Source organism: Methylomonas sp. BG-2 (assembly GCF_057766305.1).
In genome coordinates this window covers 1-1,269 of sequence record NZ_JBYMAP010000481.1, presented here as the reverse complement: position 1 = coordinate 1,269, position 1,269 = coordinate 1, and the positions used below count along the sequence as shown (strand labels likewise).

Sequence of the window (1,269 nt, the reverse complement as noted above, 5' to 3'; positions counted from 1 at the left end):
GCGTCGGACGTCTCAGCGGGTCAAGACGGTACGCTAACAGTTTGAAATTATTCAGCGCGGCAACACAGATGGCATTTCTTAAAATTGCCCATGGCAAACTTCGGCAATAGGCTATATTTCAACCGGAAAGTCTAAGCCGTAAAGGTAAGTTATCTCGGGTATTGAAATCGGCTGGCGGACCGCTTGAGATGGAATGGGCATATTCATTTAAAATTTCGCCGAAAATAAAGAATATTTCATTCCTTATTCGAATACAGGCGATGGCGCTTGATATTCGGGCTTCGCGCTTAGAACTATAGAGTAACTGAGAATTTTATGAGTCAATCAGATTTCGACGAATATTCCCAAAAATCGATACATTTTTTCAGTCGTCACGTTCCGCCGTTATTGGTAAAAGCGCTGAGTTTAATTCAATCAAATCCCACCGTGGTGGATGTGGGTTGCGGTGATGGACATTTGGTTTGGTCGTTGTCCGAGAATGGGTATATAGCGGCCAATAGCCGAGTATTCGGTATCGATATGTCGCCTATTCGGGTTCAACGATTCAGCGAATTAACCGGGTATCCCGGCATGGTGGCGGAAGGCCGGCATATTCCAGGATTGGCCAACGATAGCGTCGATCTGACCATCAGTACCATGGTTCTGGAACACGTGCCGGACGAACTCGAATATCTTGCCGAGTTAGCTAGAATCACCCGTCCGGGCGGACTGTTGTATTTAACTACCGTCATTAGAAAATCCGGCGCATGGTATTTTCGAAAGGCACCGGACGGGCGGCGTGTGCTTGATTCAACGCATCTTCGAGAATATCCTTCAGCGGATTCGGTGGTTAAATTATTGGAAGCCAGTGGTTTTGTCGTCAATGAGCAATGCCTTACCCGTTTGATTTTTCCGATTGCTCATCCGATCGTACGGCTGTTGCATGCCTGGAGACCGATTAAAGACGTTCAGAGAATTTTCTTAAAGCCGGCGAACGCATGGATAGAGAAACTCGCGTTGCCCATTCCACGTTATCGTTCGATTGAACTATTGGCTACGCGTCGCGATACCAGCCTTTCTTAAGGTTCGAATATTGCTTAATCGATTCAACAAACGACTTTGGCTTTAGTCAAGATACCCACCCCAGGAATTCAACTAGTGACATCCGAAAATACCCAATTACCCCGTATTTTGATTGTGATACCCACTTTAGGCGAGCGGCTTGATACGCTAAGCAGAACGCTGTCGTCGATTAAAGATCAGACGGGGGTTTTAGTGGATACCGTGTTG

General features: G+C 46.5%; 1 protein-coding gene. It reads left to right on the top strand.

The annotated features are described in order from the left end of the window. Window positions 1-315: 315 nt before the first annotated feature. Complete coding sequence (locus AC3B8H_RS21450; RefSeq protein ID WP_488443532.1) at window positions 316-1,062, top strand: class I SAM-dependent methyltransferase; 747 nt, start codon at window positions 316-318, stop codon at window positions 1,060-1,062. The last annotated feature ends 207 nt before the right edge of the window (window positions 1,063-1,269 follow it).

Bases quoted from the DNA above. Each gene is read 5' to 3' on its own strand.
- AC3B8H_RS21450 (WP_488443532.1), top strand. From the start codon at position 316: ATGAGTCAATCAGATTTCGACGAATATTCCCAAAAATCGATACATTTT.